This window comes from Vibrio sp. 10N.222.52.C12, assembly GCF_041474215.1.
Classification (GTDB): Bacteria; Pseudomonadota; Gammaproteobacteria; order Enterobacterales; family Vibrionaceae; genus Vibrio; species Vibrio crassostreae_C.
On sequence record NZ_JBFRTR010000119.1, the window covers coordinates 1 to 7,460 of the forward strand.

The following is a 7,460-nucleotide window of genomic DNA, read 5'->3' on the forward strand; positions in this document are numbered from 1 at the left end:
AGTTTTAAATATAGATAAAAACTTCACAATATCAGCCTGGGTTAAGCCCGTTCGTTACCCTACATCCGGTTTGTATTCTATTTTATCGAAAGATAATAACTATGAGTTTCACTTAAACTCAAGTGGTAAAATATTCTGGTGGTGGCAAGATAAAAACAAAAATGGGAACGGAAATGCTCAAACAAGAACATTAACAAGTGAAGTTAGTATTCCATTAAATGGTTGGTCGTTTATTACGCTTAGATATGACTCGGAAAATTATAGTAATAATAAATCTCTGGCTAGCATATTTATTAATGGAGAGGAACAGGGCGAACTTTTAATAAATGCAAATCGAAAGCTAGTAAATAATACTAAGCCTTTACAGATAGGCCAAGACCAGAATTTTTCAGGGCGGGCTTTTCATGGTTATATCGATGAAGTTCTAATTTTTGAACAGCCATTAACGAATAAACAAATTTTCCAATTATATAACCAGGCGCACTTATGTTCATATGTACCAGGTGATTCTATCGATCACTTTGAGTTTGAGCATTCAGGTAGCGAACTTACGTGCAACGCTGAAGAAGTGACGGTTCGTGCATGTGCTAATGAATCCTGTTCAGAACTGGTGACAGGAGATATTGATGTCACTTTATCTCCTGCAAATGTAGCAGGTGGTGGAGGTTGGGTTGGTGGTAATCAAATTCAGTTATCTAGCGGTACAGGAATATATTCAGTTCGAAAGAATACTGCGGGTAACTTGAGCATTGGCGTTATTGACTCTGATCCTGCGGTCAAACCAGGAGGGGAAACATTATGTTCGAGTGCTGGAGGTGGTCTGGGAAGCGGCAACTGTAACATTGAGTTTTTTAGTAGTGGTTTTGTCTTAGATGTACCCGACAAAATAGCGAACAGGCCAGTAACTGGTCATATTAAAGCGGTCAAAAGCTCTGATGATGCTCAAAGGTGTTTACCAAGTTTCCAGAACACTTCAAAGAATATCGAATTCTTTGGTAAGTACATTACCCCCGATTCTTCTGTCATTATTGGTAGTCCTATTATTGGTTTAGAAGTTGGCAGTGTTAAAAAAGATCTGGCAATGAACAGCGCTTCCCCAAAAGTATTTGCCGTTGATTTTGATAATTATGGGGAAGCAGAGTTTGATGTTAGTTATATTGACGCAGGAAAGTTACAACTTAATGCTCAGTATGAAGGTTCTGATGATGAACTTGGATTGGATATGCAAGGGAGTACCCAGTTCGTAAGCTTCCCTAAGCAGCTCAATATACAAGCTAAAAATACGGCTGGAAATAGTGGTTCCTGTGTAACTGAAGATTTAAGTTGCTCCGTTTTTGCGAAAGCCGGTGAGGCTTTTACATTAAATATTTGGGCTTCCGGCGATACTGGAGTAGTTACTCCTAACTTTAGCTCACAAGATATTTCTTTGAGTCATGAACTTAAGGCTCCAGTAGTTACCGGTACAGAACCTGGTTTACTTGGTAATGTTTCTTACAGTCATACCGCAATTAGTTCTGGGGTTAACTCTGTCGCTCAAAGTGTTTCTGAAGTAGGTATTTTTAACTTTTTAGTTGAAGAGTTACCTTCCTACTTAGGCAGCAACTCATTTACAGTTCAAGGTGCACAAACTGGTTCTGTGGGGCGGTTTACACCTTATTATCTTCATCTGAATGGCAACACACCGAGTTTTACTGAAGCTTGTTCAACATTTACGTATTTAGGACAAGCGATGGAGTTTAGTCGCTTACCTGAATTAACGGTTACTGGACGGTCGTTTGATAACGTGGGCAGTAACGGAGAGCAAGAAACGATCAATTATAAAATTGACGGTTGGTGGCGATATGCTAATCCTTGGGACTTTAGAACTTTCTGGGCAGAAAGTTCAACATTGTCAATTATTGATACCGATTCCAGTAAAGTTGTTAAAACCCAAGGTTTTGCTTGGCCGGGACAAGTCACTTTTGAATCTAACCTTCAATTGGCAAGCTTAGAAGAGGCTCAAATAGCTTATGTGAAACCGCTAACCTCCTTAGGACCAATCAATGAAGGGGTTGTCGTTCGTTTAGCTGTTAATGACACAAAAGATCTTGATGGTGTTTGTTATCAAACGAATGGAAGTTCTTCTTGCTCCGGTTTTGATTTTTCAGTTTCAGATTCACAACGTCAACGTTGGGGATACCTAGATCTAGCAGATACTTTTGGCCCTGAAACCTCAAGGGTGCAATCCGCTGTAACAAGCTACTATTTTGACGGTTTAAGCTTTAAAACGAATACCAGTGACTCTTGCAGTGACTTTTCGGTTGTGGATTTGAGCTTTGATGTTGGTAATGACTCAAGTGCTCTACCCGTTGGAGGTGGTGTTACCGCTGCCACCATAGAGTCGACGCCTATTCTTCAGTATGGCCAGGGATATATATCTTACAGTGCGCCTGGTGAGGGGAATCGAGGATCTCTAGAAAGTACGCTTGGATTTGAGTTGTTTCCGTGGTTGAGAAACGATTATAACCAAGATGGTATTTTTGACGATACTATATCGTACGAAGTTCGTTTTGGTTTGTATAGGGGGAGTGATCGAGTGATTTGGTGGAGTGAACAAAACTAGTACCACCTATTAGTGTTACGTATATTCGGTATCTACCGCGGTAACGATCGTGTGATCTACCGAGGTGAAAGTGGCTTAACAGGTCAGTAATAATATAATTTTTGCCCCTTAAGTTAGGAATCTGTAAGAAATTGCGGGTTTCAGTCCATGTTTGCACTTCAATGCCTTGCCGTAACAGCAAGGCATTGGTACATTTAGTGCAATTTTTGTCTTCTAATTCTTGCAGGATGAGCGAAGAATATGTTTAAAAAACTTCGTGGCATGTTTTCAAACGACCTATCGATTGATTTAGGTACAGCCAATACCCTTATTTATGTAAAAGGCCAAGGCATTGTTCTTGATGAGCCTTCAGTTGTAGCTATTCGCCAAGATCGTGCGGGTTCTGCAAAGAGTGTCGCTGCTGTTGGCCACGCTGCTAAGCAAATGCTTGGTCGTACGCCTGGTAACATCTCAGCGATCCGTCCAATGAAAGACGGTGTAATTGCCGACTTTTACGTAACGGAAAAAATGCTTCAGCACTTCATCAAACAAGTGCATGACAACAGTGTGCTTAAACCAAGTCCTCGTGTTTTGGTTTGTGTACCTTGTGGTTCAACACAGGTTGAGCGTCGTGCTATCCGTGAATCAGCGTTAGGTGCTGGTGCTCGTGAGGTTTACCTAATCGATGAGCCTATGGCTGCTGCGATTGGTGCTGGCCTACGTGTCTCTGAGCCAACAGGTTCAATGGTTGTTGATATCGGTGGTGGTACTACTGAAGTTGCGGTTATCTCACTGAACGGTGTGGTTTACTCGTCTTCTGTTCGCATTGGTGGTGACCGTTTTGATGAAGCGATCATCAACTACGTTCGTCGTAACTACGGCAGCTTGATCGGTGAAGCGACAGCAGAGAAGATCAAACACGAAATCGGTTCAGCTTACCCTGGCGATGAAGTCGAAGAGATCGAAGTACGTGGTCGTAACCTTGCTGAAGGTGTGCCTCGTAGCTTTAGCCTAAACTCAAACGAAATCCTTGAAGCACTTCAAGAACCTCTATCTGGCATCGTATCTGCAGTCATGGTTGCACTTGAACAGTGTCCACCAGAGCTGGCTTCTGATATCTCAGAAAACGGTATGGTACTAACAGGTGGTGGTGCACTGCTTAAAGACCTTGATCGCCTGTTAACAGAAGAAACAGGTATCCCTGTTGTTGTTGCAGAAGAGCCATTAACGTGTGTTGCTCTAGGTGGCGGTAAAGCGCTAGAGATGATCGACATGCACGGCGGCGATCTGTTCAGCGAAGAATAATATCTAGTGTTAGGCTCTTTTCTTATCTAGTTTTATGTAAAGAGCCTAGGACCTTGTCTATAGGATCAAATGTAGCTCTAGGACCAAATATAGAATGAAGCCAATTTTTGGTAGAGGTCCCTCTCTACAATTGCGCCTGTTTTTTGCTGTAATTTTATCAGCCAGCCTTATGCTGGCTGATAGTCGTTTAGATGCTTTCTCAAATGTTCGCTATCTATTAAACAGCATGGTTGCGCCTATTCAATATGCAGCCAACTTGCCTCGCACTATGTTCGATGGTGTTTACGACCGTTTTAGCACTCGCAAAGGGTTAATTGAATCTAACCATAATATTAAACGAGAAGTCTTGCGTCTGAAGAGCGAGCTGATTCTGCTTGAGCAATATCAAGAAGAAAACAAGCGCCTTCGTAAGCTGTTAGGCTCGCCGTTTATCCGTGATGAGAAGAAAGTCGTCACAGAAGTTATGGCGGTAGACACTTCACCATATCGCCATCAAGTCGTGATCGACAAAGGTCAGATTGATGGGGTGTATGAAGGTCAGCCGGTGATCAACGAAAAAGGCATTGTCGGCCAAGTCACTTTCGTTGCTGCTCATAATAGTCGTGTATTACTACTCACTGATGCAAACAATGCGATTCCTGTTCAGGTTATTCGTAATGACATCCGTGTGATTGCTTCGGGCAATGGCATGATTGATGAGATCCAGCTAGAGCACATTCCAACCAGTACCGATATACAAGAAGAAGATCTGTTGGTGACATCAGGTCTTGGTGGGGTATATCCAGAAGGTTATCCAGTCGCCTATGTTACGGCCGTTGATTACGACCCGAAACGTGAGTTCGCTGTGATTAAAGCAGAGCCTGTGGTTGAGTTCGATAAGCTCAGATACCTGCTGCTTGTATGGCCTGATGAAAACAAACAGATGCAAGCGGATCAATCGAGCATAGAACAAGCATTGTTAGAGGGCGAAGATGGCCAATAGCGTTTTGAGAAGCAAGGTAGTAATTTTCTGCTCATTTTTAATAGCACTGATTCTGCAGACGATCCCTTGGCCTGGTAGCTTAGATTTATTTAGACCATCTTGGTTACTGCTGGTTACGTGTTACTGGGTTTTGGCTCTACCGCATCGTGTTAACGTGGGTAGTGCTTTGATTTTAGGCTTATTGTGGGACCTTTTGATCGGCTCTACTCTGGGTATTCGAGGCATGATGATGGCAATAGTGATGTACATTATTGCGATGAACTTCCTCGTCATTCGTAACATGGCGTTATGGCAGCAAGCGATGATCATTGCCGCGTTAACGGTCTTGTTTGAGGTGTTGATCTTCTTTGGTGAATATTTGATCCAAGATGTTGTTTTCAATCCGCTATCGTTATGGAGCGCATTGATAAACTGTATACTTTGGCCTTGGATGTTTTTATTAATGAGACGCGTGCGTCGCCATTGGCATGTGAGGTAGCGTGACGATGGAAAAGAAACATTTAGTTTTGGCATCCGGCTCTCCACGCCGCAAAGAATTGCTATCTCAACTCGGTTATGAGTTTTCTGTCCTCGTAACCGATGTTGAAGAGTGTAAACACGCTCAAGAAACCGCCGAAGAATATGTTAAGCGACTATCTTTAGATAAAGCTTTAGCTGCGTTGTCTTTATTGAAAGATAACCCTTCTGAAAGGCAGCATGTCGTTCCTAGTTCTGATACTGTAGATCATGGCTCTGATATAGTCGTTCTTGGTTCTGACACAGTCGTCGTAAGCCAAGGGCAAGTGCTTGAGAAACCCACCGATTTTGCTGACTCTAAGCGCATGCTTACTCAGTTAGCGAATGAACGTCACCAAGTGATGACGGCGGTTTCTGTGGTTTCAGAAGAAAAACAAAGAACAGAAATCATTATTACCGACGTATGGTTTAAACCCCTCAGTGAAAAAGAAATAGAACAATACTGGCAAACAGGGGAGCCATGCGATAAAGCCGGTAGCTATGGGATCCAAGGTTTGGGCGGACGCTTTGTCACCCGAATCGAAGGTAGTTATTACGCCGTTGTCGGCTTACCTTTATTTGAAACGGACCAGCTACTGCAAGAATTCTTATAATTACTAATCTGAGGTGCACCATGAGTGCTGAATTGTTGCTGAACGTGACCCCGAGTGAAACTCGTGTGGCCATGATTGAAGGGGGGGCTCTTCAAGAGATCCATGTCGAACGAGATGCTCGACGCGGTATCGTAGGAAATATCTATAAAGGACGTGTAAGCCGTGTTCTTCCGGGAATGCAGGCGGCTTTTGTGGATATAGGCCTTGAGAAAGCAGCTTTTTTACACGCCTCTGATATTGTCCCACACACTGAATGTGTCGCTGAAAACGAAAAGAAACAATTTCAGGTTCGTGATATTTCAGAGCTTGTCCGTCAAGGGCAAGACATTGTGGTGCAAGTGGTCAAAGACCCTCTTGGTACTAAAGGTGCTCGCTTAACCACTGATATCACTCTACCGTCTCGTTATCTGGTATTTATGCCGGGCGCAAGTCATGTTGGTGTATCTCAACGTATCGACAGCGAGTCTGAACGTAACCGTCTTAAAAAAGTCGTGTCTCGTTACTGTGACGAACACGGTGGCTTCATCATCCGCACAGCAGCAGAAGGTGCAGATTCAAATGAGTTGGCACAAGATGCCGCATTCTTGAAGCGATTATGGCTAAAAGTATTAGAGCGTCGTGGTAAGCACAAGGCGCGTACTCGTTTGTATGGTGAGCTTTGCTTAAGCCAACGTATCTTACGTGACTTCGTCGGTACTGAGCTGAGCAAGATTCAGGTCGATTCTCGTCTAGAATATGAAAACCTAAAAGAGTTTACCTCTGAATACGTGCCTGAGCTGACAGACAAGCTTGAGCTGTATGAAGGTGATAAGCCTATCTTTGATATGTACGATACCGAGAACGAAATTCAGCGTTCATTGGATCGTAAAGTCGAATTAAAGTCTGGTGGATATCTGATTATCGACCAAACTGAAGCGATGACCACGGTTGATATCAACACTGGCGCGTTTGTTGGTCGTCGTAATCTAGAAGAGACGATTTTCAACACCAATGTAGAAGCGACTCAAGCGATTGCTCGTCAGCTGCGTCTACGTAACTTAGGTGGCATCATCATTATCGACTTTATTGATATGTTGTCTGAGGAACATCGTAAGCGAGTACTAACTTCTTTAGAGGCTGCGCTCGACAAAGACCGTGTGAAAACCAATATTAATGGCTTCACGCAGCTTGGGTTGGTTGAGATGACTCGTAAACGTACTCGTGAAAGTATTGAGCATATCCTATGTTCGAGCTGTCCTGCTTGTGAAGGCCGCGGCAGTGTGAAGACAGTTGAAACCGTTTGTTATGAAATTCTTCGAGAGATCACGCGAGTGAATCGTGCGTACGACGCCGATAAATTTGTGGTCTATGCGGCAGCTGCCGTAGCTGAGGCGTTAGAGGGCGATGAATCTCATGCGCTTGCGGAGCTTGAAGTCTTTATTGGTAAGCAAGTTAAAATCCAGGCTGAGCCTCTGTACATACAAGAGCTGTTTGATGTTGTTAC

6 protein-coding genes are annotated in these 7,460 nt (G+C 43.3%); all 6 read left to right on the forward strand.

The annotated features are described in order from the left end of the window. Positions 1-2,602: DUF6701 domain-containing protein (locus AB4623_RS20195; RefSeq protein WP_372147281.1), on the forward strand; the 2,602-nt coding region annotated here is incomplete at its 5' end. A gap of 240 nt (positions 2,603-2,842) precedes the next feature. Then, entirely contained in the window at positions 2,843-3,886 is a 1,044-nt protein-coding gene (locus AB4623_RS20200; protein ID WP_017062957.1) for a rod shape-determining protein, read from the forward strand. Between the two features lie 94 nt (positions 3,887-3,980). Next, the gene (gene mreC, locus AB4623_RS20205) at positions 3,981-4,868 is read left to right on the forward strand and encodes a rod shape-determining protein MreC (protein ID WP_004735927.1); all 888 of its coding nucleotides are present in this window, start codon (positions 3,981-3,983) and stop codon (positions 4,866-4,868) included. Further along, positions 4,858-5,346 (forward strand): rod shape-determining protein MreD, encoded by a 489-nt coding sequence (gene mreD, locus AB4623_RS20210; RefSeq protein WP_017061361.1) that lies wholly within the window; start codon positions 4,858-4,860, stop codon positions 5,344-5,346. Before mreC ends, mreD begins: the two co-directional genes overlap by 11 nt. A 7-nt stretch (positions 5,347-5,353) precedes the next feature. After that, positions 5,354-5,977 (forward strand): nucleoside triphosphate pyrophosphatase, encoded by a 624-nt coding sequence (locus tag AB4623_RS20215; protein WP_017066953.1) that lies wholly within the window; start codon positions 5,354-5,356, stop codon positions 5,975-5,977. A gap of 20 nt (positions 5,978-5,997) precedes the next feature. Continuing rightward, positions 5,998-7,460: ribonuclease G (rng, locus tag AB4623_RS20220; protein ID WP_372147282.1), on the forward strand; the 1,463-nt coding region annotated here is incomplete at its 3' end.